The following is a 25,574-nucleotide window of genomic DNA, read 5'->3' as shown; positions in this document are numbered from 1 at the left end:
ACGGCTACGGAAAACCGTTAACATTCAAGAAATTAAATAGAGCCAACAGACCGTACGAACCGCCGTCGGTCACGACAGATCACCGCTCGCGACCGGTGGCGATCGTCCCCAGCCGCGAAGGGATTCCGGGCTCCAGACGGCCACGAGGACGATCGCCACGAGCAGCGTTCCGAGGTGGACGGCGGGCATTAGCTCCGGGCTGAGACCGATTGCCTCTCCGCTCAGGTTACCGGACGCGTGGAGGACGATTACGGCGAGGACGCTCCGATGCGTGTTGTTGTACACCCAGGTTCCAATTATCGCGGTGAGTGCGATACTCGGGAGCCACCACCACAGTTCCGGCTGGAACGTCGTTCCATCGTAGTAGCCGTCCATGTAGACCAGCGGGACGTGCCAGGCCGCCCAGACGACCCCGAGAATCAGACTCGACACCAGCGCGTTCCAGCGGGCCTGCAGCCGATCGAACCAGTAGCCACGAAGCCCGATCTCCTCGACTGTTGGGAAGACGATCACGACGGTGAGCAGGAGCGCGATCGCGACCGGATCGAACAACCGATCGGGCGTGATGAACTCGAAGGGGGACGCGGTGGTCCCGAGGACGAATGCGACGGCTCCGACCGTCAGGTTGAACGCTGGATAGAACGCCACGACGATCAGCCACCAGTGGGGCCGGAGACGGCGCGGCTCGGTGAGTCGCCGCAGAAGATCACGAAATCCGTGGGGTCCGGCGTGGAGCCACAGCAACGCGAGTCCGGACAGCAGCGGACTGAGTCCACCGACGAGCAATAGCACGACGTTCGGGAACGACCAGACCGACTCTCCCGACCGGACGATCGGGAGCCAGAACAGGTACGCCCAGCCGAGATAGCACACGGGAAACACCCACGGCGATCCATCGCGAACGAGCTCGTGGAGTCGACTCCGCGTGCGTCCCAGCGCCAGGTCCATACGACTGGTACGGTTCGCAGCCCTAAGAAGCGTCTCGTGGCCGTACGCCGCGTTTCAGATCGTACCGAAAACTGAACCGCACAGCCCGACTGAGTGACTGAACGACTCTGCGACCGTACGACGACACCCGGAGTCGTCGATCGGATTCGATCGCGTTACTCGCCGCGGAGTTCGTTCATGTGGTCGATTCGCTGCTGGACGAGGTCCGGTTTGCCGATGTCGTGGCGCATGTGCAGTCCCTCTTCGCCGGCGACTGCGAGGGCGTCCTCGGCGATTTCCTCCGCCTCGGTGATCGTGTCGGCGAGGCCGACGACGGCGAACGATCGAGAGGTGGTGGTGTAGATGCCGTCGTCGCGTTCGTCGACACTGGCGTAGTAGAGCAGTGCCTCGCCGGCGCTTTCTCGCGCGTCGCGTTGCTCCCCGCTCGAATTCTCCGTGGCGCGCACGGTGCGCGCCACGCTCTCCTCATCGACGTTCACTTTCGCACCCGCCTCGGGATCGGTTGGATACCCCTCCGGAACCGCGTACTTGCAGACGGTCGCCTGCTCCGCGAACTCGAGTTCCGGCGGAGCCTCGCCGTCGCGTGCGGCGACGAGCACGTCGAGGAAGTCCGTCTCGAGGACCGGCAGCGTGTTCATCGCTTCGGGGTCACCGAAGCGAGCGTTGAACTCGATGACCTTCGGCCCCTCGCTCGTGAGCATGAACTGGCCGTAGAGGATGCCGCGGTAGTCCTCGAGCGCGTCGACGGTCGCCTCGATGATCTCGACCGCCCGTGCGTAGTCGTCGTCGGTCATGAACGGCAACGCGAACGTCGCGTCGGAGTAACTGCCCATTCCGCCGGTGTTGGGCCCTTCGTCACCCTCGTAGGCGCGCTTGTGGTCCTGCACTGCGGGTGCCGTCTCGAATCCGCCGTTGGCGACGAGCGCCTGAATCGTGACCTCCTCGCCGACCAGCCGTTCTTCGAGAACGATCCGATCGTAGTCGGAGTCGCGAATATACGCCTTGCCCTCTTCGGCGGTGACCTGGTCCCCGATGACCTTGACGCCCTTGCCGCCCGTGAGGCCGGCAGGCTTGATCGCCAGATCGCCGTCGTACTCGTCGATAAAGTCACACGCGGCCTCCATGTCCTCGAAGGTCTCGAAGTCCGGACAGCCCGGAATGTCGTTGTCCTCCATGAACCGGCGCTGGAACGCCTTGTCCGTCTCGATGCGAGCGTCTGCCTCCTTCGGGCCGAACGGGTAGACGCCGGCGGCTTCGAGCGCGTCTGCCACCCCGGCTGCGAGCGGTGCCTCGGGACCGATGACCGCGATCGTCGCGTCGACCTCCTCGGCGTAGTCGACGACGGCCTCGGGATCGGTCGTCTCGAGCGTCTCGAACTCGGTCGCAATGCGGGCGATTCCGGGATTCCGGTTGCCCGCACAGGCGTACAGTTCGGCTTCGCTGTCCTCCAGCGCGCGAGCGATCGCATGCTCGCGCCCACCGCCGCCGATCAGCAGAACGTGTTCTCGCATGGTCGGTATCGGAACGCACGAACCTGTAAGCGTTGCTTTTTCTTCGAGTACAGGATGTACACATTCGTGGATAATCTTCTACCGGGTATCCGTACAGCAGCGGGGGCAGGGTCGGCCGGCCTCCAGCGAACTGGGAACAGCACGTCCAGTTATAACGCGCCAGCAGTAAATTGTAACTACAATCGTAGTACCAGGGCCTACCCATGTCACAACGAGTTATCATCGGTGAAACCCCGTTCGTCGACGTCGACGCACAGCGATCGGCACTCGAGGGCGACGCCGTCGAGGTCGAAACGCGGCCTCTGGAGACGGATGCCGCGATCGAAGACGCAGCGGCCGACGCGAACGCGCTCGTCGTCGATGTCCATACGCCCGTCTCCGCGGAGGCGATCGCGGGCGCTGACGACCTCGAACTGATCACACGGGCCGGAACCGGCTACGACAACATCGACGTGGAAGCGGCTACCGATCGAGGGATTACCGTCACGAACGCCCCCGACTACTGCACGAATGAGGTCGCGACCCAGGCATTCGGTCTCCTGCTCGCGTGTCGGCGACGGATTCCGGAAGCCGATCGCGAAGTCCGCAACGGCGAGTGGAGTTGGGAAACCGATCGGCCCGTCCGGCGGGTTCCGGGCTCGACGTTGGGCCTGATCTCGTTCGGCTCGATCGCCCGCCGACTCGCCGAGTACGTCTCCGGAATGGACGTCGACCTGGTCGTCTACGATCCGTACGTCGATGCGGAAACGGTCCAGGGGTATGGCGGTCGCCTGGTCGCGTTCAACGAACTTCTCGAAACGGCCGACGCGGTTTCGGTTCACCCGCCGCTGACGCCGGAGACGCGGGGGATGCTCGGAGCCCAGGAGTTCGATCGGCTTGCCGACCACGCTGTCGTCGTCAACGTCGCCAGAGGGGGTATTATCGACGAAGACGCGCTGTACGACGCCCTGACCGGGGGCGAAATCGCAGCTGCGGGGCTGGACGTACTCGAAGAAGAGCCACCGGGTGATACGCCGCTGCTCGGCCTCGACAACGTGGTAATCACGCCACACGCCGGCTGGTACTCGGAAGAAGCCCGCGACGAGCTGAATCAGACCGTCTCACGACAGATTCAACAGGTGTTCGCCGGCGAACGGCCGGACCACGCGGTCGATCCCGACGCCTGGGGCTGATCGGGACGATCGATCGATGTGGACCGTAGCACGCCCGGTCGATCGACCGATACGGATAACTGCCGGCGCTCAGAATAACGGCCAAATGCGACAGTATCTCGATCTTGTCGAGACGGTCCTCTCGGCGGGTACCTACAAGCCCAACCGGACCGGCGTCGACACCATCTCGTCGTTCAGCGAGCACTACGAGGTCGATCTGCAGGCGGGGTATCCCCTCCTGACGACGAAGGAGATGGACGGCTACCGGTGGAACTCGATGCTTCACGAGGTCTGCTGGTATCTCTCGGGCGAGGAGCACATCCGCAGCCTCCGGGAGGAGACGAAAATCTGGGACGCCTGGGCGGACGACGAAGGGCGACTCGACACCGCCTACGGCCGATTCTGGCGGCGGTATCCCGTTCCGGACGGGCCAGCCCAACTCGAGGGCGAGTCCTGGCCCGACGACGCCCACCGGTGGATCACCGTCGAGGACGACGGTCGCCGGACCTTCGACCAGTTACAGTACGTCGTCGACACGCTTTCGGAGAACCCGAACTCCCGACGGCTCGTGGTGAACGCCTGGCATCCGGCTAACGCCGCCGTCTCGACGCTGCCGCCGTGTCACTACTCGTTCGTCTTCAACGTCCAGGGCGATCGATTGAACTGCCATCTCACCCAGCGTTCGGGCGACACGGCACTGGGCATTCCGTTCAACATCGCCGCTTACGCGCTGTTGACCCACGTCGTCGCCCAGCAAACCGGCTTCGAGCCCGGTACCTTCGCCCACACCGTCGTCGACGCCCACGTCTACTGCGGCAGGGGCGATCGCGGCGCGTGGTACGACGACAACCTCGAGGCGCTCCAGTCCCGGTTAGCCGAGGCCGACGACGGGGAGGACTACCTCGACGTGAAGCAGTGGCTCGAATCGACCGCACCCGCCGAAGCCGAGGGAGACGAACGGCTCGATCACGTTCCCGGCCTGCTCGAACAGCTGTCCAGAGAGCCCCTCTCGCGCCCGACGCTCGACCTCGCCGAAACCTCGATCGACGACCTGCGCTACGAGGACGTCCGGTTGCGCGAGTACGAGTCCCACGAGGGAATCGCGTTCTCGGTGGCCGAATGACTGGAGGCTGGTCCTGATGGCTGACTCGAACGAAACGCCGGCGCTCGAAACCGATCTCGAACTCGCCGCGATCGTCGCCGTCGCGGAAAACGGCATCATCGGCAGGGACGGCGAGATGCCCTGGCACCTCCCGGCGGACCTCGCCCACTTCAAGGAGACGACGATGGACCATCCCGTCATCATGGGGCGGGTCACCTACGAGGGGATTCTCGACGCGCTCGGCGAACCGCTCCCAGGTCGGACGACGATCGTGCTGACGAGTCGAGACCTCGAGACGCCTGAAAACGCCGTCGTCGCGAACGACCTCGACGCGGCGATCGGGGAAGCCGAGCGCGCGGCACGCGACCGCCACGACGGCGCAGACCGCGCGTTTGTCGCCGGCGGCGCGACGGTCTACGAGCAGTTCTTGCCCGCGGTCGATCGACTGATCATCACCGAGATTCACGACGATCCGGAGGGTGATACCGCCTTCCCGGAGTGGGACCGCGACGACTGGCGGGACGTCGATCGAGACGATCGCGACGGGTTCGCGTTCGTCGAATACGTTCGGAGAGGGTAGGCAATCGTGACAGGTGACGTCGAGTCGGCCGTCGCCGGAGCGATCGACGTACAGCCGACCGGAGCGACCGAACTCGAGGGCGGCCAGATCGGGTCGGTCTACCGCGTCAACTGTGCGAACGGTCCTCCGGTCGTCGCGAAAGTCGGGGAGACACCCCTCGCGATCGAGGCGGCCATGCTCCGAACGCTCGCCAGCGAGAGCGAGCTCCCCGTTCCCGAGGTGTTGTACGCCGATGACGACCTGCTGATACTCGAGTACGTGTCGGGATCGACCGACCACGGTCCCGACGTCGCAAGAGACGCGGCCAATCACCTCGCGAAACTGCACGGCATCGACGCACAGGCGTTCGGCTTCGGTCGTGACACGCTCACCGGCCCCGTTCGACAGCCGAACCCCTGGACCGACTCCTGGATCGACTTCTATCGGGAGCACCGCCTCGAACACGTCACGGCGCTGGCGCTCGAGGGCAGTTCGCTCCCGATTTCGATCGCCGATCGGCTGCGGACACTCGCTCGCGACCTCGAGACGCTGCTCGAGGAACCCGACGCACCCGCGCTAATCCACGGTGACGTCTGGAGCACGAACGTGCTCTCCCGCGACGGGCGGGTCACGGCGTTTCTCGATCCGGCCACATACTACGCCCACCCCGAAATCGAACTGGCGTACGTCGACTGGACGGGCACGTTCGGGGAGCCGTTTTTCGATCGATACCAGAGTCGCCGCGGGATCGATCCCGGCTTCGTCAAGCGCCGACGATACGTCTACCGACTCTACCCACTGCTCGTGCACGTCCACCTCTTCGGCGGACGCTACGTCGACGATCTCGAGTCGACGATCGATCGGGTCGGCTACTGACGGCGATCGGGTCGTGTTGCCGCGAGAAATTGCGCCGAGGAACGCGACCTCCTCGTGAACCATGTGAACGCTCCTCGTGTAACTTTTATCCGCCAGATCGTTGCCGTCTTCGGTGACGATGATGTCTACGAGCAACTCTCAGTTTGCGATACCGGAAGACCTCGGATCACCACAGACCAAGCTCGTCTATCTGGCCCTTCGGGCGAATGAGGGGACGACGGTGACGGAACTCCAGCAGCGGTTGGACCTGTCGAAACTGACGCTGTTGCCGATCCTGCGATCGCTCACCGAAACAGACTACGTCCACCGGACGGAGGAGGGCTATGTCAGCCAGTACGAAGTCTAGTTCCCCGGCTGTCCCCGTCGAGCCACGGGATGACGTTCGAGTCGCATGGTACGTCCGTCACTGGTGGAGGACGAGCGATGGCGGACGGTAATACATTCGGAACCGGCGGAACCGATCGCGTCGCGGTGATCGGTGCGTCGATGACCCAGTTCGGACAGCGCGAGGAGTGGATCGTGGATCTGCTCGCGGAGGCCGGGATCGACTGTCTCGCGGACGCGGGTGTCGACGCCGCGGACGTCGAGCACCTCTACGTCTCGAACATGGCCAGCGGCGAGTTCGAGGGAATGACCGGGGTGATGAACGCGCTGGCACACGACCTCGACGCGATGCCGGCGTACACCCAGCGCGTCGACCAGACCAGTTCCAGCGGCGGCGCGGGGATCTATGCGGCCTGGCAGTCGATCGCCAGCGGGGTCAGCGAGATGACGCTGCTCGTCGGCGGCGAGAAGATGGCCCACCGATCGACGCCCGAGTCGACCGACATCATCGCGTCGGTCGGCCATCCCGTCGAGTACAAACACGGTGTGACGCTCCCCTCCTTTGCGGGGCTGACCGCACGTCACTACCTCGAACGGTTCGACGCGCCACGGGAGAGTCTCGCCCAGGTCGCTGCGAAGAACCACAAAAACGGCGTCGACAACCCCAAGGCTCAGTTCCAGAAGGAAGTCGACATCGAGACGATCCTCGACTCGCCGATCATCGCCGACCCCCTGCGACTGTACGACTTCTGTCCGGTGTCCGACGGCTCGGCCGCCCTCATGTTCTGTCCGGAATCCGTCGCCCAGGAGTACACGGACGAGTACGCGATCGTGGCGGGTGTCGACGGGGCAACGGACACCCACGTCGTCCACGAGCGCGAGGACCCGACGGTCATGGGCGGCGTCGTCGAGAGCGGGAAGGGGGCCTACGAGATGAGCGGTTACGGTCCCGAAGACATCGACGTTGCGGAACTCCACGATATGTTTACCATCCTCGAATTCCTCCAGATGGAGGGACTCGGGTTCGCCGAACAGGGCACGGCCTGGGAACTCGTCGAAGACGGCTACACCGAACGCGATACCGGCGAACTGCCAGTCAACACCTCCGGCGGGCTCAAGTCGAAGGGTCATCCGCTCGGCGCGAGCGGTGTCGCCCAGGCCGTCGAGATCTACGAACAACTCGTCGGCGAAGCCGGACCGCGACAGGTCGACGCTGATGTCGGCCTCTGCTGTAACGTCGGCGGCTTTGGCAACTGTGTGATTACGACGATTATGGAGACAGGACAGATGGAGGCAGAACAATGACGATGGACGCCACGCGCTACGAGGACGGTTCGATCAGCTACCCCGGCCACCCGCGCGGTCCAAACGGTTCGGAGCCGGTGGAAACGATCGATTTGAGCGAGCACACCGCCGAGGTCGTGACGTGGACGACCAGTACGGCGACGCCACCCGGCGTGCGCGAACCGAACACGCTCGCGATCGTCGAATTTAGCGTCGACGGTGAGTCGGTCACGGCGATCGGTCAGGTGACGACCGACGACATCGAAACGGGCGACGAAGTCCGGCCGGTTTACGAGGAGGAACTCCGAGAGCCCGGTGCAGGCATCAGGGAGCCGGAGAGCCAGTCGTGGGACGGCTACCGGTTCGAACCCGCCTGATACGCATCGTTGTAACGTTTTCCGGTGATCGCTGCACCGTTCGAGCGATCACCGGTAACGAATTACAACAGACCGTATAAACCGCACGCCGTCACGGACGCGATCGGGAAACAGCTCGAAACCACGATCGGCTAGCAACGTGCAGCGGGCTTTTATTATTCACACCCGTAGCTGGTGGTATGGAACAGCCGACTCAGCGCAACCGGCTCGACGACGAGGAGAGCCCCTACCTTCGCCAGCACGCGGACAACCCCGTCAACTGGCAGCCGTGGGACGAACAGGCCCTCGACGCCGCCAGAGAACACGACGTGCCGATTTTCCTCTCGATCGGCTACTCGGCGTGTCACTGGTGTCACGTCATGGAAGACGAGAGCTTCGCTGACGAGGCGGTCGCCGAGGTGCTCAACGAGCACTTCGTCCCGATCAAGGTCGATCGGGAGGAGCGCCCGGACGTCGACAGCATCTACATGACCGTCTGCCAGCTCGTGACGGGGCGGGGCGGCTGGCCGCTGTCGGCGTGGCTCACGCCCGAGGGGAAACCGTTCTACGTCGGAACCTACTTCCCGAAAGAACAGAAACGGGGGCAGCCGGGCTTTCTCGACATCCTCGAGAACATCACGCGATCGTGGGAGCAAGACCGCGAGGAGGTCGAAAACCGGGCCCAGCAGTGGACCGATGCGGCGAAAGACCAACTCGAGGAGACGCCCGAGTCGGTCGGCGCTGCGGAACCGCCGTCGAGTGCGGTGCTCGAATCCGCCGCCGACGCGGCGCTGCGAAGCGCCGACCGCCAGTACGGCGGTTTCGGCTCCGGCGGGCCGAAGTTCCCACAGCCGACGCGGCTGCGAGTTCTCGCCCGAATGTTCGACCGAACCGGCCGCGACGAGTACCGCACCGTTCTCGAGCAGAGCCTCGATGCGATGGCAGACGGCGGGCTGTACGACCACGTCGGCGGCGGCTTCCACCGCTACTGCGTCGATCGAGACTGGACGGTCCCGCACTTCGAGAAGATGCTGTACGACAACGCGGAGATTCCGCGGGCGATGCTCGCCGGCTACCAGCTCACCGGCGAGGAACGCTACGCCGACGTTACTCGAGAAACGCTCGACTTCCTCAGTCGGGAGCTGACACACGACGAGGGCGGCTTTTTCAGCACGCTCGACGCCCAGAGTGAGTCACCGGAGACGGGCGAGCGCGAGGAAGGTGCCTTCTTCGTCTGGACGCCCGAGGAGATCCACGCGATCGTAGACGACGAGACCGACGCGGAGCTGTTCTGTGCCCGGTTCGACATCACGGAGTCGGGGAACTTCGAGGGTCGAAATCAGCCGACTATCGTCGCCTCGGTCGACGAACTCGCCGCCGAGTTCGATCTCGAGGAGACCGAAGTCGAGAAGCGCCTCGAGTCCGCGCGACAGGACGTGTTCGAGGCCCGCGAGGAGCGACCTCACCCCAGCCGAGACGAGAAGGTGCTCGCGGGCTGGAACGGCCTGATGATCTCGACGTGTGCCGAAGCCGCGTTCGTTCTGGGCGAAGACGACTACGCTGACATGGGCGTCGACGCGCTCGAATTCGTCCGCGATCGACTCTGGAGCGAGAACGAAGAACGCCTCTCGCGGCGGTACAAAGACGACGATGTCGCCGTTTCCGGCTATCTCGAGGACTACGCGTTCCTCGCACGCGGCGCACTCCACTGCTACGAGGTTACTGGCGATGTCGACCACCTCGCGTTTGCGCTCGATCTCGCTCGCGTCATCGAAGCCGAGTTCTGGGACGCCGATCGTCGGACGCTGTACTTTACGCCCGAAAGCGGCGAGTCGCTGGTCACCCGGCCACAGGAACTCACCGACCAGTCGACGCCCTCGGCTGCAGGCGTCGCCGTCGAGACGCTACTCGCACTCGACGGCTTTGCGAGCGAGGACTTCGAATCGATCGCCGCGGGCGTGCTCGAAACCCACGCCGGCAAACTCGAGTCGAACCCGCTTCAGCACGCGACGCTCTGTCTCGCCGCCGATCGGCTCGAAAGCGGTGCGCTCGAGGTGACGATCGCCGCTGATGAGGTACCCGGGGAGTGGTACGATCGCTTCGCCGCCCGCTACCTTCCGGATCGCCAGTTCGCGCCGCGACCGCCGAGCGAGGCGGGACTCGACTCGTGGCTCGATCGGCTCGGTCTCGAGGACGCACCACCCATCTGGGCCGATCGGGAGGCCACAGACGGAGAACCGACGCTGTACGTCTGTCGCAATCGCACGTGTTCGCCGCCGACGAACGAAGTTGAGGAGGCGATCGCGTGGCTGGACGATTCGACTCCTGGGGTGGGCGATTCGACTTCGGATTCGGGGTTGGAGAACGGGTCAGGGTCGGACCCGGACGTGCCGTTTTAGAAGGAATCAGGCCGTTTCGGCGTCCAGTTCCGATTCGAGTTCCTGTGCGAGCCAGATAGCCGGCGGGACAGCTTCTTCCTCGACGAAACGGGTGATCTCGTTTCCATCGTCGTCGAAGACGACGATCGTCGGAATGTACTCGATATCGTACTCCTCGACGCCGGGGCCCTGTTTGTCCTGATCGAGCGCGTACTCTTCGATGCGATCGTCTGGGATCTCGGCCGCTTCGAGCGCCGCACCGAAGTCCGGAAGGAGCGCGCGACAGTCCTTACACCAGTCGCCACCCCAGATTTTGTAGGTCAGTTCGTCGCGGTGGGCCGCGAGCGTGTCGACGGTGTCCTCGTAGGAGGCCGAATCCCACGTCGGCGTCGGTCGCATAGTTTCGAGACTCATACCCGAGACGTACGCGGCCGAGGGCTTAACGACCCTGCTTCGTGTCGGTACGTAGTTGGTTTTCCACGGTTACTGCGGCACGACCTGCCTCGGTCCAGTACGCGTTTACGTCTCCACTGCTTATGCCTCGCCAATGAAGGGAAGCATCCTGGACACGATCGGCTCGCCGCTCGTCCAGGTCGACTCGCCGGAGGGGGTCACCGTCGCCGCCAAAATCGAATCCTTCAATCCCGGTGGCTCCGCGAAAGATCGGCCGGCTCTGGAGATGGTCCGAACGGCCGAACGAGAGGGGCTAATCGAACCCGGCGATCGACTGGTCGAACCGACGAGCGGAAACACCGGAATCGGCCTCGCGCTCGTCTGTGCGGCCCGCGGATACGACCTGACGATCGTCATGCCCGCGGACAAATCCGAGGAACGCCGCCAGATCATGGCCGCCTATGGCGCGGATCTCGAACTCGTCGATGGCGATATGGAAGCCGCCCGCGCTCGAGCCGACGAACTCGAAGCCGAGGGTGCGGTCCAACTCGGCCAGTTCGAAAACCCCGCGAACCCGAACGCACACTACAAGACGACCGGCGAAGAGATCGTCGAGCAGGTCGGTGATCGCGAAATCGACGCCTTCGTCGCCGGTGTCGGTACCGGCGGGACGATCTCCGGAACCGGCCGACGGCTCCGCGAGGAGTTCCCCGAGATGGAGATCATCGCCGTTGAACCCGCCCGAAACGCCATTCTCTCGACCGGCAAGGCCGGGAAAGACGAGTTCCAGGGAATGGGTCCGGGCTTCGTCAGCGAGAACCTCGATCGAGACCTGATCGATCGCGTCGAGACCGTCAAACTCGAAGACGCCGAGGACGAGTGTCGTCGCCTCGCCCGTGAGGAGGGCATCCTCGTCGGCCAGTCCAGCGGCGCGACGAGTCTCGTCTCCCAGCGGATCGCGAGCGAGATCGCAGATCCGACCCAGCAGTGTCCGGAGGTCCCCGGTGCGTTCGGCGACCAGTCGGCGACGCCGGAACCGGACGGCGGTCGGCTACCCGAGGACTGCCCGCTGGTGGTCACCGTCTTCTGGGACAGCGGCGAGCGGTATCTCTCGACGGGCCTGTTCGACTGACGGGGCCGAATATCGCGAGTTCTCGTTTAATCTGGGTTCTTAGAGCGATCGACGATCGGTGAAGGGTGATCGATGAAGGGTGATCGATGAGCGACGTCAGTTGAGAATCGGGAGCCAGAACCGAGGCTTATGCTCCGGACCGAAATCGTTCTTTCACCTTGGCCTACACCTTTTGGGTGGTATCGTGTACGTTCTGGTACAATGACACGGCCCTCCACTCGATCGCGACGAACAGTTCTGTACGGAATGTCAGGCGTGCTCGCCCTCACTGCCGGCTGTCTCGCCGACGAGACGCCACAGCCGGATACCGCGGACGATGGTCCCGATTCGGGCGACGGCGAAACCGATGATCGCGGCGCAAACGGCACCGAAACCGATGATTCGGACGAGACAGCCGACGACGACGAACTCGACGACGGAACCGACGACACTGACGATGGAACCGACGGAACCGACACGTTCGAGTCCAAAATGCAGTCCCTGACGCACACCGATCTCCCGATCGATCCCGACGTCGCGATGCATGCCGATCGCGCGGCGGCGAAGGGGTGGCTCGCCGATCGCGGTCTCGACGACACCGAAGCGCTCATCGAGTTCGTCGCGGAGACGTCGTTCGCGGAGTCGATGCTGCTCTCCCTCGAGGCAAGCGCCCCGGATCTCTGTCACGAACTGGTCCTCGACGAAATCGGCGTCGCGGACGGGACCCTCGAACTCTCCGCGGCGGTACGCGACGAATCCGGGCCGGACGAGGCCTGTGCAACGCAGGAGACGGCCGTCGGACACCTCGTCCGTGCGACCCCTGCCGACGGACCGGTATCGGAGGTGTCGGCGACGATCGTCGATCGGGACGGCATCGAACGCGGGTTCGGAATAGCAAGCCACAGTGCCAGCGAGAGCGCTGCGTCGGGGTCGGGGTCGGGATCAGGGTCGGGGTCGACGGACGACGGGGCAGGCGAGGGCGGTTCCGGCGACGGCGATCAGTCGTGAGCGGAGTCGCGACGCTCGTCGGCGACGCAATCGGTCAGAACCGCCGGGTCGCTCACGGCGAGTACTCGGCTTCCGTCAGGCGGACGACGAGCGTCTCCTCGACGTCACGGAGGTCGTACTCCGGGAGGTCGCCGTCGGTCCGGCGCACGTAGAGCGGTTCCACCAGGCGGTGGACGGGAGGTGCGGCGACCGATCGAGCACTGCCACCGTCTCCGTTCGATTCGGGATCGGTGTCGGTGGTCGCTGTGTCGGCGTTGCTGTCGGAGGATGCTGCGTCGGTGGTGGCTGCCTCGGTATCGCTGCCAGTGGTGGCCGTCTCGGAACTGCCGCCGGGACCGATGCGTTCGAGACCGTACACCTTGCAGAACTCGGCGGTGTCTGCCGGCCGAATGTCGCCGTTTCGAAGCTGTCGCGCAAGCGGCCGCGAGAGCCACTCCCCGTCGCTGATGCTCGGTTCCTGGACGAGCGCCTCCTCGACGAATCGGGTCAGATACCAGTTGAGATCGTTCAGCAACGAGACGGCAGCGCCGACGCTGACCGTTTCGATCGCCAGCGCGTTCTCGAATGGGCGCTCCAGGTCGTACGTGGCGAGCGCCTCACGAGCAGTCTCGCGAGAGAGAAGTTCGTACTGGAGGCTCACGTCGGCGTTCCCGACGAGACAGACGCGGGTCACTGGTGTGAGGTGGGCGCGTCGGTGTAATGTGGGTTTCGGCTCGCGATCGTCGAAGCGTCTTCGAGTCGAGGGCCAGACCGTCCCCTCCCGGTCAGCGTTCGACCAGTTCGGCGTTCTTCGCCGCCTCTCGCGCCCGATCGAACAGGTCGTCCGGTTCGACGGCGAGCAGCGGCTCGAGGCGGGCGTTGGTCTCTGCTCGATCGGGTGCGACCCGGTTACAGCCGGCGTCGATCGTCGAGTCGGTGAAGGTGCCGATCTCACGGGCTTTTGCGACGATGTTGGCTTTGTCCCAGGTGAGTAGCGGTCGGTGAATCGGGAGGTCGGTCGCCCGACTCGTGATGGCGAGGTTCTGCATCGTCTGGCTCGACTTCTGGCCGACGGCTTCGCCCGTAACGATGCCGTGGGCGTCGACTCGCCTCGCGAGGTGTTCTGCGGCCCGGTAAAAGAATCGCCGCATCGAGAGCATCCGCCCTTCTTCCATCGTTTCGACGAGAAGAGAGAGGGTCTCGCCGCCGGGAATCTTGTACACCGGCATATCGAAATTCGGCGCGTACTGCGAGAGAGTGCGGACGGTCTCCATCGCCCGCGCCTCGTGGTCGATGCCGCCAAAGGGACCCAGATCGACGTAGACGGGGACGATCGGACTCCCGCGTTTCATGATCTCGTAGGCCGCGACCGGCGAGTCGATTCCGCCGCTGATCATCGCGATTACGGGTTCCTGTGCGCCGAGCGGAAGCCCCCCTGGCCCTGCTCGCATCTCGAGGTAGACGAAGGTGACGTCTTCGCGGACCTCGACGCCGAACGTGAGGTCGGGATTTTCGAGATCGACTGCCGGCTCGAACTCGTCGTCGACGGCTTCCCAGATTGCGGAGCCACCCTCGCGGGCGAGGTCTTCGCTGTCCCAGGACAGCCCCTTGTCGGCGCGGCGAGCGTCGACGGCGAACGTGCCGCCGTCGTAACACGCCAGGGCGGTCTCCTCGAGCGCCTCGATGATCTGTGCTTTTTCGGTGCTGACGGTGCGACACGGACTCGCAGAGACGACGCCGAACGTGTTCGTGGCGGCGTCCGTCGCGTCCTCGACGGCTGCTTCGGTTGTGTGGATCAGTGGCCGGTTCCACCTGTCTTCGACCTCGCCGGGAACCGATCGATCGGCCAGCATGGCCCCGATGTTTTCGACGAGGAGTCCCTCCATGTACCGCTTGACGCTCCTGCTTTTGGTGTTTACGTCACCGTGTCGAACGAGGACGGTGTCGGCTCCCGGAGGGTGCATACGGTGGGATAGATCACTGGGGCTATAAGGGAATTACGAGGACGGATTCGGCCGGTTCTTCGTCCCCTTCGTATCCGTGTCACGGTCAGGTACGAACGGCTTCGATCGCGCGATCGAACGCAGCGGCGATCGCCGCCGTCTCGTCGACGGACACTAGCGGCGGACGAACTTCGGCGGACGGGAGGACGCTACGCTCGACGAGTGCGGCTTTCGTCGCCGGCGCAAAGTCGTGCGTGGTGCACGCCTCGAACAGCGGCGCGATGGCTTCTGCCTGGAGTTCTCGGGCGCGATCGGTGCCGGGGTCGTCGACGATCTCCCGGAAGATTTCCGGAATCACGTTCGAGAGTGCGTTGATGCCGCCATCGGCCCCCATCCGCAGCGAGGGAACCAGAATCGCGTCGTACCCCTGCAGACACAGAAAGTCCACGGGCGTCCGCTCCAGTACGGACAGGAAGTACGCCAGATCGCCACTCGAGTCCTTGATTCCGAGCACTCGATCGTGGTCGGCAACGGCGGCGATCGTCTCCGGTTCGATCCGCTGGCCCGTACACTGGGGGATATTGTACAGCAAAATCGGGAGCGACGCGTCGTCGAGGACGCGCTCGAAGAACCGGCGATTTCCGGCCGGATCGTTGGCCGTCGTGAAGTAGGGCGCGACGATCGCTGCGGCGTCCGCACCGACGGATGCGGCGTTCTCGACCGCGTCGATCGTTTCGTCGACGCTCGTCGCCGCGGCCCCGGCGACGACGGGGACGCTTGCGTGTTCGACCGTCCGTTCGATCACGTCCAGTTGCTCCGCCGAGGTGAGACTCGGGAACTCGCCGGTCGTGCCACACGGAAAGACCGCGTCGACCCCACCATCTTCGACGTGGTCGATGAGGTCGGTGAGTGCCGACTCGTCGATCGAGCCATCCTCGAACGGCGTGACGATCGGTGGCGTGATGCCCTGTAGTGCAGCGTGGACGTCCATGGCAGATGGTGAACGTGATTCGATAAAACCGTTGTCGTGGTTCCGGCTGCCATCGCACCGACGCGTCTCCGCGCGTCAGGTGTTCGACTCCGCGACGGTCGGACTGAGCCGACCCGTGTGGCTGTAGACGCCGGCGACGAGAACCGCGCCGGCGATCAGCGGAACGATCGCGCTGAGTGCGTACAACAGCTCGAAGCCGATCGTCTCGGCAAACGGCAGGGCGATCAGCGGTCCGAGTCCGCCGCCGACGTCTCCGAGGACGTTGTTCGTCCCCATCGCTCGTCCCATTCGATCTTCCGGCGTGAGATCCGCGAGCAGCGCGGTCAGCGGACCGCCGACGCCGCCCTGTCCGGCTCCGATCAGGACGCAGGCGACGACGAGCAACTCGACGGTCGTGCCGTACGCGAGGACGGCGAACCCGGCGCAGGCGGTGATCAAAAAGCCGAGCATGACGGGAACCCGCGCGCCGACGGAGTCGCTCAACGCGCCGCCGCCGAGGGTGAACACCGCCCCCGCGAGCACCGTCACGGCCATCAGCATTCCCGACGATCCCTGTTCGTTGAGGCCGAATAGCGTGATTCCGCGGTCGCCGAGCAGGAGGACCAGCGTCGAAAACAGGATACCGATGTAGGCGAAGTAGAGACCGAAGTTGACGCTCCCGATCGTCAGCGCCGGGAGGCTTCGATCGATGTCCCAGGGTTTGACCGACTCGTTTTCGCCCTCGACGTGGGTCTCCGGGACGATCAGGTAGGCGACGACGCTCGCGAATCCCGCGAATGCAGCGGCGAGCGCGAATGCCTCGACGTTCCCCCAGACGTCGCTTACGACGCCGCCGAGGACGAGTCCGGCGGGGAATCCGAACGTGATCCCCGCACGGACCATCCCCATGCTCGTTCCCCGTGAGTCGGCCTCGCTCACGTCCGCCGTGATCGTGTAAGCTGTCGCGAAAACGAGCGCGCTGCCGAGTCCCCAGAGAATCCGAGCGAGCATGAACCACGCCTCGGGAAGCGTAGAGAGGAGCGCAACCACGTACAGGACGGTCGCGAAGCCTTCGATCGCCAGTCCCGCAATGAACGGTTTTCGGGTACCGATCCGATCGACCAGCGCACCTGCGGGCGCGTTAGCCACCAGCCGGGTAAACCGGTTTGCGCTCAGGATGAGTCCGACCATGAACGCGGAGATGCCGAGCACCTCCCCAAGGTTCGGCAGGATCGGAAAGATCACCCCGCCGCCGAAGCCGACGAAGAAGGTACTGGCGACGACGGCGAGGACTGTCCGGTTCGAACCGGCTGATGGGACTCTCATTGGCGATCGCTCTCTGGTGTTTCGGTTCGGAACCTATGTCCAGACCACAGCGACCGAACACATGGCTCTATCGAAACCGGTGGTTTGTCGGAGCCGATGGGTCGAGTTCGCGCCTCAGAACGTCGTCAGTTCGCCGTCGATCACGCGCCGGGTGATTCCGGTCACGTCGGCGAGTTCCGCGTCGACGATCGCTTCGATCTCGCTTTCGACGTCCGAGAGCGCGACATCGTCGTCGGTGACGACGTGGACGTCGGCGACGTGTGGCTGATCGATCGGGCGACCGATCTGGGAGAGCAGGCGGACGCGGAGGTCGCGGATGCCGTCGACCTCGCCCACGACTTCCTGGGCGATCTCGGTCGAGAGCAGGTTGTAGATTTTGCCGATGTGGTTGACCGGATTCTTTCCGCTGGTGGCCTCCATCGACATCGATCGATTCGGCGTGATGAGTCCGTTCGCGCGGTTGCCGCGGCCGACGGAGCCGTCGTCGCCTTGCTCGGCGGAAGTGCCGGTGACGGTAAGGTAGATCGATCCCTGCGCTAGGTCGTCGGCCGTGTTGACGTGGACCTCGACGTCGCGATCGGTGTGGTCGCTCGCAACCTCGGCAACGAACTCGCGGACGGATTCGACGGCGTCGGCGTAGGCGTCGAGGTCGGCGATGTGTTGGTCGATCATCGCGGCTGCGACGGTGACGTCGATGCGATCGCCTTCCCGTTTGCCCATGAGCTTTACGTCGGTGCCGAGGTAGGGGTTCTCCCGGGCGAACTCGCCGTTGAGGCGGCGCTCGGCTTCGAGGACGATCTGCTCGGTTTCGGTCAGCGGCGCGTGGCCGACGCCGAAACTCGTGTCGTTTGCCATCGGGACCTGTACTTCGTCCTCACCGAAAACGTCCTGGAGGTCACCGCTGCCTTCCCCGAGTTTGACGTCGACGACGATGTCCTCGCCGTACTCGAGTTGCGGAATGGTCGATTCGAGATAGTCGCGGGCGGCCCGCAGCGCGATCGTCTCGGTTGGGATCGTCTGACCCTCGTAGTGTTTGGTCGCGCGGCCGACCACGATCAGCCGGATGGGGTTGATGACTTCTCCGCCGCCGAAGGCCGGGCTGGCCTCGCCCGCGACGAGCTGGGTTTCGTCCGTGTTGAAGTGGAGTACCTTCCCGACACGATCGAGATACGCGCCCGCGAGCGCTCTGGCGACGCTCTCGGCAACTCCGTCGCTGATGGAATCGGGATGACCGATTCCCTTTCGCTCGACGATTTCGACCTCCTGGTCCTCGACTGCCTGTCGGTCGATCGGCTCGACCCGAATGTTCCGCTCGCTCATTGGTGGCCGTAAGCCGAGCGACGTTCTATAACTTGCGGAAACAGTTCGAGGCTAGAAAATTCCTCTGGGTAATATAAGTCAGAGTGTGACGCTGCGCCGGCTGGGATCCAAAATCCGTTCGCCGGCGGGGGCAATCACCAGACGACTCTCTGGTCGATACCCAGGTGGTCTCAGTCGCCACCGTCGGCCGCGAGCAATAGCCCGAGGTAGGAGGTCCGAAGCTGCTCGTCGGGGTCGAGGCCGAGCCGATCGAGGATCTCGTAGGCTCCCTCGCGGGCTGCCTCGAGATCATCTTCGCTCTCGATATCCGTTTCGACCTCGACGTACTCGCCGACGTCCTCGACCGCGTCCAGCGTGACGGTGTACCCCTCGATGGCGAATCGTTCGCGGTTCTTCCGAACGGTCGCGGCAGGTTCGAAGCCGAGGTTGCACAAGACGGCGTCCAGCTTCTCGCCGTCCGCGACCGCGGTTTCGATCTCTTCGCGAGTCTTCGATTCGTCGTCGACGAGCGGTCCCTTGTAGGTGACGCGCGTTTCGTCGTCGCCGTCCTCCGGGCGTTCGCTGCGGATGCGCAACGCCTCGTCGGTCTCGGCGAACGATCGGTGGGGTGCATCGTAGTACGTATCCTCCTGGAAGACGGCTCCAGTCCGCGTCGCACCGGCCTCCTCCAGTCTGCGCCGAACGGACGCGAGGTCGGCGGGAACTTTCACCTCAACCTCGTACATACCCGGGGGAACGGACACCGGCGGTAAGTATCGGTCGTTCCCGGGCGAAAACGTGTTCCTTAAATGTAGACGGCGGGACGTACAACGTATGACCGAGGAACAAGAGGCCGAACTGGATGAGCAGGCCGATGACGTCGAAGCGGACGCAGACGAGGACGCCGCCGAAGCCGACGGGCTTCAGGCCGGCGATTTCGTCGAAATCGAGTACACCGCCTACACCGCCGACGGTGACCAACTGGTCGACACCACCGACCCCGAGGTTGCCGAGGAAGAAGGCGTCGACGCCCAGGGACAGGAGTTCAAACCCCGGACGATCGTCCTGGGCGAGGGCCACATCTTCGAGGAGGTCGAGGATGCGATCGTCGGCAGCGAGGCCGGCGACTCCGGCAGCGTGACGGTCGCGGCCGTAGACGCCTTTGGCGAATACGACCCCGACAACGTAGAAACCGTTAGCGCCGAGAAGATCGACGAGGACGATCGGTACCCCGGCGCGAACGTTCAGGTCGACGGCCGACAGGGCTACATCAGCACAATCATCGGCGGCCGCGCGCGAGTCGACTTCAACCACCCGCTGGCCGGCGAGGACGTCGAGTACGAGTACACGATCGTCGACGTCGTCGACGACCGCGAACAGCAGGCCGCTGGCCTGTTCGAGATGTACCTCGGCATGGAGCCTGAGGTCTGGATCGAGACCGACGAGGTCGAAGAGGAAGTCCCCGTCGAACCCGACGAGGACGCAGACGATGACGAAGATGCAGACGACGAACCGGCCGAACCCGAGTTCGAGACGGAAGTCGTCGAGAAGGAGACGCTCTACCTCGAAGCGACCCCGCAGATGACGATGAACCAGCAGTGGATGATGGGCAAACAGCAGATCGGTCAGCAGATCATCGACCAGATCGGCGTCGATCGGATCATCGTCCAGGAAGTCATCGACGGCATGGGAATGGGCGGACTCGGCGGTATGATGGGCGGCATGGGCGGTATGGGCGGCGGCGACATCGAGGAGGCTCTCGAGGACGCCGACATCGATGCCGACGAAATCGTCGACGAACTCGAAGGCGCAGACGAGTAAGCGATTCGGCCCGAACCGGTCCGACTGGTCCCGATCCGATTCGATTTCCACATTTTCCAACACCTGTGCCGCGAGTCGCGGCGTTCGGCTGTAACGTGACTCGAGACCGGTGAGCTACGGCCACCGCTGAACTCTTCACTTCGACACCGTTTCGAAGTTCGCTCAGCCCCCGCTCGACCCCCGTTCGGATCTCAGGCGATGTCGCGGCTCGTGTCGATCGCGACCTCCTCGGTGAGTTCGAGTTTGATCGCTTCGGTCGGCTGACTGCCCCCCCGGAACTTGGGAACCGAGAGGTGATTTTCGAGTTCCGAGCCGGAAATTTCGGTCCGAAGATCGAAGACGGCGTCGGCAGCGTGCTGTGTTCGCACCCGGTTGTCGGGTGCCTGATCCCCCTTCAGACAGTGTAACATGGCGATGCTGTTCGTCTCCAGCATTTGGTCTTTAAGATCGTTGAGAAATTCGATGTAGTCGTCGGTACCGGTCTGCTCGAGGGTGTCCATCGTGTCGATAATGAGGTTCGCTCCGTCTGGAAGCGCACTGACGAGTCGGGTCGCTTCCTCGAGAGGCGTATCGCTGGTGACGTGTCTGACCGTTGGACTGCCGACGTCCGACGGCGAGGTTTCGATCGCGTGTCGAACCGCGTCGTCGGATCGCTCGGTCGTGAGATACAGCGTTCCGCGTGCGGCGGTTAGCTGGTAGAGGAGCAACTCGGATTGACTGGCGGCGTTTGCGGTGTAAGCGACGATGCAACCCGGCGGCAACCCACCATCGAGCTTGCGATCGAGTACGTCGATTCCCGTATCCAGCCGACCATCCATTCGATTGTGACCAATTACTGCAGTGATTGTATAACTCTTTGCCTTGTCCTCACTCTGCAATGCTCTCGTCGGCCGTCATCGATCGCACCGGTCCGGACGATCGACGGCCGGCTGTGGGTCGAGCACCGGTCGAGTGCGACCGCGTGTCGTCGGTCGAACCCGATCGACCGCGGCCAATCGCGTCGCCCGCCCGAGACGAAACCGCGCCGACCGCCGACCGCGAATGGGGAGATTCAAGGGCTCGGCAAGAGCCTACACGAACAGATGCGCCACGAACACCTCATCACGAGCAAACAACTCTCACGGGGGGACATCGAGCGGGTTCTCGATCACGCGGCCGAGATCGACGCCGACCGCTCCGCAGTCGCCGGTCGCCACGCGGATACACTGCTGGGGTTGCTCTTTTTCGAGCCGAGTACGCGGACGAAAATGAGCTTCGAGACCGCGATGAAACGCCTCGGTGGTGACGTCGTCGACATGGGCTCGATCGAGTCCTCGAGCGTCAAAAAGGGCGAATCGCTGGCCGACACGGTCCGCGTTATCGAGGGGTACGCCGACGCGCTCGTCTTGCGCCACCCGAAACAGGGTGCGGCGACGATGGCCAGCGAGTTCGTCGACGTCCCCCTGATAAACGCCGGTGACGGGGCCGGCCACCACCCGACCCAGACGATGCTCGACCTCTATACGATCCGGGAAAACGCGGGACTCGACGACCTGACGATCGGCATTATGGGCGATCTGAAGTACGGCCGAACCGTCCACTCGCTGGCGTACGCGCTCTCGAACTTCGAGACCAGCCAGCACTTCATCAGTCCAGAGAGCCTGCAACTGCCCCGCGAGGTCATCTACGACCTCCACCAGCAACAGGAGCGAACCCAGATCCGCGAACACGAGTCGATCGACGAGATACTGCCTTCGCTCGACGTGCTCTACGTCACCCGGATTCAGCGCGAGCGGTTCCCGGACGAAAACGAGTACCAGAAAGTCGCGGGCGAGTACCAGATCGATATGGAGACCCTCGAGGCCGCGAGTGACGACCTGACCGTGATGCATCCGCTCCCGCGGGTCGACGAGATCGCGCCGGATGTCGACGAAACCGACCACGCCGCGTACTTCGAGCAGGCCCACAATGGCGTCCCCGTGCGGATGGCGCTTCTCGATCTCCTGTTGCGCGAGGGAGGTGAGGACGATGAGTGACGAACACGACCACCACGATGGCAACGACGATCACGAACTCCGGGTCAGCAAGATCCGTGACGGCACCGTCATCGATCACGTCCACGGCGGCCAGGCGTTGAACGTGCTCGCGATTCTCGGGATCGACGGCAGCGAGGGTGAGGAAGTCTCGGTCGGGATGAACGTCCCCTCCGATCGCCTCGCGCGCAAGGACATCGTCAAGGTCGAGGGTCGGGAGTTGAGCCAGGACGAGGTCGATGTCCTCTCGTTGATCGCACCCGATGCGACGATCAACATCGTTCGCGAGTACGAGGTGATCGAGAAACACCGGGTCGAACGCCCCGAGGTCGTCACCGGTGTTCTCTCCTGCCCGAATTCGGGCTGTATCACGACCGGCGGCGAACCCGTCATCTCGAAGTTCGAGGTCCTCGACGACGCCGTCCGGTGTTCGTACTGCGAGACGATCGTCCGCGACGAGATTCCGACCCTGATCGACACCTGATCGCGTTCGACGGTTGTTCGACCCCGACCGGTCGCATTCGACGGTCGTTCGACTCTGGTCGGTCGCGTTCGACGTGATCGATCCCGATCGATCGGTTTCCGGCCGCCGTTCGATCCCCGTTCGATTACGGCTGATCGCCCGCGGATCGCCACCCGAGATTCGTTCTGTTTTCTGAACCTGAATGACATCCAGAATATCTAAGTAGTTACCAGGCGATTACGTATTCGTACATGTCCCGGACATTCAAACTCCTGCTCGTCCTGTTTACGATCGTCGTCCTTTACAAACTCGTCGCTGGTGGACCCAGCGAGATCGACGTCGAGTACGAACCGGCAGAATAGCACGGCTTCAATTCCGAACTGCTTACCCACGCGGGGTCGTATGCTCCGCGTATGTATGGCGTCGTCACGCGGAACGCCGAAGAAGTACGGTGGCCGGAATTCGATCGGGGCTTCTACGAGGTCAAAGACGTCACCGGACGGTCCGCAGACCCGATCGAAGACGGGGTGAACATGGTCTCCTGTTTCGGTGACAACGCAGCAGCCGACGCCGACCCGTCGCTTATTGCAGTCGACGATATGGGACGGCCTGCTACGCGCGATCGAACATACTTCGACTGGGCGTACATCTGTCCGTCGCGCGAAGACTACCGGACGGGCCTGTTCGAGATCATCGACGACTGCGTCGCGGCGAACGAGGACGTCCGGCTCGACGATATCGGCTTTCCACGCGCCGAGTACTGTCGGTGTGGCGTTTGCGAACAGTCCTTCCAGAACAGCGCGTTCGAGGACCGGTTCGAGTGGCGCGCGAACGTCATCACCGAGTTCGTCGCTGCGGCTGCCGATCGCATTCCGGGGACGGTCTACATGACGCTCTATCCCGACCCCTACCCCGGTCACCTCTACGAACGCGCCGGCATCGATCTCCCGGCGATCGAAGAATACGTCGACGAGTTCGTCGTCCCGCTGTACGATACGGCCTACGAAACGACCTACTGGCTCGAGACGATCGCTCGCGGGTTCGAGAGCGCCCTCGAGACGCCGTTTAATATCGAATTGTACGCGGTAAACGTCGATATCGACGCCCTGATCCACGCGACGGAGGTCGCGGAGGCGTACGGAACCGACGTGTTCTTCGGGTACGACGCGAACAACGCCAGAGCGGCGCTTCGCCGCCGAAACGCGGACGAACGCGATGGGGTCACGCACGGCAAGCCAGGATCAGAAACCTGAGGCAGGGAGCGTTTCAAATCAGTCCCTCGCGACGAGGCGAGTGGCTCCCGAGGGGAGAGTGAGTTCCGACGTTCGTAACCACGGATTAGGTCACGACACGTACCTATTGTCCGGGAACTCCCCACGAAATCGCGCCGTTCCTCGGCCACGCGTTCCGTCGCCGTCGATTCAGATCGTTTCACCCGACTTTTGAGACGATCGGTCTGGAACTGACGAGGGCCTTTATTGCACTCACGGTCGCCGTCCACGACAATCGAGGATGATCGAATCGATCCTCGAGTGGCTATCATGACAGACGAGCAAACTTCACAGCAGATGCCAGCACAGCTCCAACAGACGACGATGAACCAGGGACAGCAGGCGATGGAGCAGGTCCTCGACCTCCAGCGCAACGTCGCACGAATGACCCTCAGCGCGATCGAGTGGCAGGAGACGGCCCAGAAACAGGGGATGAACCTGTCGCAGTCCTGGGGGCTCGAGATGACCAAGTCGATGCTCCAGAATTTCCTGCGGGGAATCGACGCCGCCGCGCCGGAGCTCCAGCAGGCGATGGAACAGGGAATGGAAGCCGGAACGATGGAGGGGATGCAAGGCGGCCAGGAAATGGCATCCGAATCGATGTACGGAGCGCAGGGCGGTTCGATGGCCGGCCAGCAGCAACCGGCGTCGATGCACGAACAGCAGGGAACGGGTACGCGACAACGGAGCGGCCGAGGACCGTCACAACAGGAACCGGGAAGCCAACAACAGCAGGCGGGACAGGCTCAGAACCGGTACGGATCCCAGCGGGCACAGCAGTATCCACAGACCGGCGAGTGGGTTTCCCAACAGGAGATTTACGGGGGTGAGGAGAGACAGCAGTTCGGGCACCAATCCAGCGACCAGCGATTCCAACAGCCACAGTATCAGCAACAGCCGGACCAGCAGCCCCAGCAGTCGCGAGGACAGGGACAGGAGTCTCAGGGACGCCAGCAGCAGCGGTCACAACGACAGCAACAACCTCCACAGCAGGGTCGAGCGGAGCCGGGTCGACAGCGCCCGCAACGAGAGCGCCCACAGTCACAACAGCCGGAACCACAGCCTCAACAGCGAGGAGGACACCCTCGCGAGGAGCCTGACGAGCAGCGCCAACCGATCGCCCCGGGGCAACACGGCGGCCCTCTACACGGACGAGAGCAGGAGTCCGACCGTGACAGTGGTGAGTTCGACGACGCCGACAGGGGATTCGACGACGCCGACAGGGAGTTCGATCGCAAAAGCGAGGACAGCGAAAACGACGAGTCGGATCAACATGCTGAGCGAGACGACGCCGACCGCAGTTCTCAGAACGAGAACGAAGAGACCCAAGAGTAACCGCCGAGAACGGTTCGTCGTCTGCGGTTCAGACGAACTGCTGTAAGTCGTTTCCGGTACAACCGCAGACGGTCGCGGTTGCACCGGTAAATCGTCATAGCAGACCGTATCAGTCGTTTTAATTTGTTACCGTCTCACATTCCAGACGGACACC

At 63.7% G+C, this 25,574-nt stretch carries 25 protein-coding genes; 15 read left to right on the top strand and 10 right to left on the bottom strand.

From position 1 onward, the window contains the following. Positions 1–69 precede the first annotated feature (69 nt). Together AC6I6L_RS18635 and purD are read right to left on the bottom strand one after the other, a co-directional pair. A complete protein-coding gene (locus AC6I6L_RS18635) occupies positions 70–948 on the bottom strand; it encodes a CPBP family intramembrane glutamic endopeptidase (RefSeq protein ID WP_497919269.1) in 879 nt (292 codons plus the stop codon). 155 nt (positions 949–1,103) lie between these two features. Beyond that, positions 1,104–2,459 carry a phosphoribosylamine--glycine ligase gene (gene purD, locus AC6I6L_RS18630; protein WP_497919268.1) on the bottom strand — a complete coding sequence of 452 codons (1,356 nt, stop codon included), beginning with the start codon at positions 2,457–2,459 and terminating at the stop codon, positions 1,104–1,106. A gap of 203 nt (positions 2,460–2,662) precedes the next feature. On the opposite strand from purD, the gene AC6I6L_RS18625 reads away from it, so the two are divergent. The 8 genes from AC6I6L_RS18625 (at position 2,663) to AC6I6L_RS18590 (ending at position 10,510) form a co-directional block, all read left to right on the top strand. Next, positions 2,663–3,631, top strand: coding sequence for a C-terminal binding protein (locus AC6I6L_RS18625; RefSeq protein ID WP_497919267.1), 969 nt, complete (start codon positions 2,663–2,665; stop codon positions 3,629–3,631). Between the two features lie 85 nt (positions 3,632–3,716). Continuing rightward, complete coding sequence (gene thyA, locus AC6I6L_RS18620; protein WP_497919266.1) at positions 3,717–4,733, top strand: thymidylate synthase; 1,017 nt, start codon at positions 3,717–3,719, stop codon at positions 4,731–4,733. A 16-nt stretch (positions 4,734–4,749) separates the two neighbouring features. Continuing rightward, the gene (locus tag AC6I6L_RS18615) at positions 4,750–5,292 is read left to right on the top strand and encodes a dihydrofolate reductase (protein WP_497919265.1); all 543 of its coding nucleotides are present in this window, start codon (positions 4,750–4,752) and stop codon (positions 5,290–5,292) included. A 3-nt stretch (positions 5,293–5,295) separates the two neighbouring features. Next, positions 5,296–6,147 (top strand): fructosamine kinase family protein, encoded by an 852-nt coding sequence (locus AC6I6L_RS18610; protein WP_497919412.1) that lies wholly within the window; start codon positions 5,296–5,298, stop codon positions 6,145–6,147. 118 nt (positions 6,148–6,265) lie between these two features. Beyond that, a complete protein-coding gene (locus tag AC6I6L_RS18605) occupies positions 6,266–6,493 on the top strand; it encodes a MarR family transcriptional regulator (protein WP_497919264.1) in 228 nt (75 codons plus the stop codon). A 77-nt stretch (positions 6,494–6,570) separates the two neighbouring features. Next, on the top strand, positions 6,571–7,776 hold the full coding sequence (locus AC6I6L_RS18600) for a thiolase family protein (RefSeq protein WP_497919263.1): 1,206 nt from the start codon (positions 6,571–6,573) through the stop codon (positions 7,774–7,776). Next, positions 7,773–8,132 (top strand): OB-fold domain-containing protein, encoded by a 360-nt coding sequence (locus AC6I6L_RS18595; protein ID WP_497919262.1) that lies wholly within the window; start codon positions 7,773–7,775, stop codon positions 8,130–8,132. The genes AC6I6L_RS18600 and AC6I6L_RS18595 overlap by 4 nt, the downstream gene beginning before the upstream one ends. A gap of 179 nt (positions 8,133–8,311) precedes the next feature. Continuing rightward, positions 8,312–10,510, top strand: coding sequence for a thioredoxin domain-containing protein (locus tag AC6I6L_RS18590; protein ID WP_497919261.1), 2,199 nt, complete (start codon positions 8,312–8,314; stop codon positions 10,508–10,510). Between the two features lie 6 nt (positions 10,511–10,516). Here the strand turns inward: AC6I6L_RS18590 and AC6I6L_RS18585 are convergent, their stop codons facing one another. Continuing rightward, on the bottom strand, positions 10,517–10,903 hold the full coding sequence (locus AC6I6L_RS18585) for a TlpA family protein disulfide reductase (protein WP_497919260.1): 387 nt from the start codon (positions 10,901–10,903) through the stop codon (positions 10,517–10,519). 133 nt (positions 10,904–11,036) lie between these two features. Between AC6I6L_RS18585 and AC6I6L_RS18580 the strand changes: the two genes are divergently transcribed. Together AC6I6L_RS18580 and AC6I6L_RS18575 are read left to right on the top strand one after the other, a co-directional pair. Then, entirely contained in the window at positions 11,037–12,014 is a 978-nt protein-coding gene (locus tag AC6I6L_RS18580) for a PLP-dependent cysteine synthase family protein (protein WP_497919259.1), read from the top strand. 201 nt (positions 12,015–12,215) lie between these two features. Beyond that, positions 12,216–13,001: a hypothetical protein gene (locus AC6I6L_RS18575; RefSeq protein ID WP_497919258.1), complete on the top strand. Its 786-nt coding sequence runs from the start codon at positions 12,216–12,218 to the stop codon at positions 12,999–13,001. Between the two features lie 52 nt (positions 13,002–13,053). Here AC6I6L_RS18575 and AC6I6L_RS18570 read toward each other — a convergent pair whose 3' ends face one another. From AC6I6L_RS18570 to cyaB, 6 genes are all read right to left on the bottom strand, one after another. Continuing rightward, complete coding sequence (locus tag AC6I6L_RS18570) at positions 13,054–13,674, bottom strand: DUF5804 family protein (RefSeq protein WP_497919257.1); 621 nt, start codon at positions 13,672–13,674, stop codon at positions 13,054–13,056. Positions 13,675–13,765: 91 nt separating this feature from the next. Continuing rightward, positions 13,766–14,944, bottom strand: coding sequence for a tRNA sulfurtransferase (locus AC6I6L_RS18565; protein WP_497919256.1), 1,179 nt, complete (start codon positions 14,942–14,944; stop codon positions 13,766–13,768). An 85-nt stretch (positions 14,945–15,029) separates the two neighbouring features. Further along, a complete protein-coding gene (locus AC6I6L_RS18560; protein WP_497919255.1) occupies positions 15,030–15,914 on the bottom strand; it encodes a dihydrodipicolinate synthase family protein in 885 nt (294 codons plus the stop codon). A gap of 75 nt (positions 15,915–15,989) precedes the next feature. Further along, a complete protein-coding gene (locus AC6I6L_RS18555; RefSeq protein ID WP_497919254.1) occupies positions 15,990–17,219 on the bottom strand; it encodes an MFS transporter in 1,230 nt (409 codons plus the stop codon). A 114-nt stretch (positions 17,220–17,333) separates the two neighbouring features. After that, positions 17,334–18,539, bottom strand: a complete 1,206-nt coding sequence (locus AC6I6L_RS18550; protein WP_497919253.1) for a methionine adenosyltransferase — start codon at positions 18,537–18,539, stop codon at positions 17,334–17,336. A 170-nt stretch (positions 18,540–18,709) separates the two neighbouring features. Further along, on the bottom strand, positions 18,710–19,264 hold the full coding sequence (gene cyaB / locus AC6I6L_RS18545) for a class IV adenylate cyclase (protein ID WP_497919252.1): 555 nt from the start codon (positions 19,262–19,264) through the stop codon (positions 18,710–18,712). Positions 19,265–19,352: 88 nt separating this feature from the next. On the opposite strand from cyaB, the gene AC6I6L_RS18540 reads away from it, so the two are divergent. Further along, on the top strand, positions 19,353–20,339 hold the full coding sequence (locus AC6I6L_RS18540) for an FKBP-type peptidyl-prolyl cis-trans isomerase (RefSeq protein WP_497919251.1): 987 nt from the start codon (positions 19,353–19,355) through the stop codon (positions 20,337–20,339). 191 nt (positions 20,340–20,530) lie between these two features. Here AC6I6L_RS18540 and AC6I6L_RS18535 read toward each other — a convergent pair whose 3' ends face one another. Beyond that, entirely contained in the window at positions 20,531–21,157 is a 627-nt protein-coding gene (locus AC6I6L_RS18535; RefSeq protein ID WP_497919250.1) for an RAD55 family ATPase, read from the bottom strand. Between the two features lie 264 nt (positions 21,158–21,421). Here AC6I6L_RS18535 and pyrB point away from each other — a divergent pair, with 264 nt between their 5' ends. From pyrB to AC6I6L_RS18515, 4 genes are all read left to right on the top strand, one after another. Beyond that, positions 21,422–22,354, top strand: a complete 933-nt coding sequence (pyrB, locus tag AC6I6L_RS18530; RefSeq protein WP_497919249.1) for an aspartate carbamoyltransferase — start codon at positions 21,422–21,424, stop codon at positions 22,352–22,354. Continuing rightward, entirely contained in the window at positions 22,347–22,835 is a 489-nt protein-coding gene (gene pyrI, locus AC6I6L_RS18525; RefSeq protein WP_497919248.1) for an aspartate carbamoyltransferase regulatory subunit, read from the top strand. Before pyrB ends, pyrI begins: the two co-directional genes overlap by 8 nt. 392 nt (positions 22,836–23,227) lie before the next feature. After that, the gene (locus AC6I6L_RS18520) at positions 23,228–24,067 is read left to right on the top strand and encodes a hypothetical protein (RefSeq protein ID WP_497919247.1); all 840 of its coding nucleotides are present in this window, start codon (positions 23,228–23,230) and stop codon (positions 24,065–24,067) included. A gap of 288 nt (positions 24,068–24,355) precedes the next feature. Further along, positions 24,356–25,420, top strand: a complete 1,065-nt coding sequence (locus AC6I6L_RS18515) for a hypothetical protein (RefSeq protein ID WP_497919246.1) — start codon at positions 24,356–24,358, stop codon at positions 25,418–25,420. The last annotated feature ends 154 nt before the right edge of the window (positions 25,421–25,574 follow it).

This window comes from Halosolutus sp. DAT137 (assembly GCF_059736405.1).
This window is presented reverse-complemented; position numbering and strand designations above follow the sequence as displayed.